The sequence below is a fragment of the Peribacillus sp. SIMBA_075 genome (assembly GCF_046534585.1).
In genome coordinates this window covers 1-266 of record NZ_JAWRYN010000760.1, presented here as the reverse complement: position 1 = coordinate 266, position 266 = coordinate 1, and the positions used below count along the sequence as shown (strand labels likewise).

The 266-nt window shown below is 43.2% G+C and carries 1 protein-coding gene; it reads right to left on the bottom strand.

The window, feature by feature from the left end:
* The coding region (locus SB775_RS30250; RefSeq protein ID WP_486360720.1) for a tRNA ligase subunit PheS family protein at positions 1–266 on the bottom strand (266 nt) is incomplete at both ends.

Genomic DNA, 266 nt, shown 5'->3' with positions numbered 1-266 from the left:
TGCGCCCATACCGAATGCGAAACCTTGATATTCTTTTGAATCATAACCAGCCATTTCAAGTACGTTCGGATGAACCATACCTGCGCCTAAAATTTCGATCCAGCCAGTTCTTTTACAAGTGCCGCAACCTTTGCCGTGACACATCATACAAGAAATATCCATCTCTACAGACGGCTCTGTCAATGGGAAGAAACTTGGACGAAGACGGATTTCACGATCTTCACCGAACATCTTTTTCACGAATACTTGCAGTGTACCTTTTAAGT